We start from the raw sequence: 286 nt of genomic DNA, 5'->3' as shown, positions 1-286 counted from the left end.
AGGGTATTGCCTATGTACATCGTATTTCCGGTCTGCCGGTTATCGTAAAAGGCATTCAGTCGCCGGAGGATGCTGAAATTGCTATCCAGGCCGGGGCCGCAGGGATATGGGTTTCTAACCATGGTGGCCGTCAATTAGACAGCGGGCCGTCCTCATTCGATATGCTTCCTGCGATTGCAAAAGTCGTCAACAAGCGAGTGCCTGTTATTTTTGACAGTGGAGTACGCCGTGGTTCGCACGTATTCAAAGCGTTAGCCAGCGGGGCGGATATTGTGGCGGTTGGCCG

1 protein-coding gene is annotated in these 286 nt (G+C 53.5%); it reads left to right on the top strand.

Annotation, left to right across the window (positions count from 1 at the left end; translation table 11 throughout):
* A partial coding sequence (locus tag J4G32_RS21205) for an alpha-hydroxy-acid oxidizing protein (RefSeq protein WP_210497693.1) occupies positions 1 to 286 on the top strand: 286 nt, incomplete at both ends.

The organism is Microvirga antarctica, assembly GCF_017921815.1.
GTDB lineage: Bacteria > Pseudomonadota > Alphaproteobacteria > Rhizobiales > Beijerinckiaceae > Microvirga > Microvirga antarctica.
The sequence above is the reverse complement of the archived record's forward strand: the minus strand, read 5'-3'. Positions and strand labels throughout refer to the sequence as shown.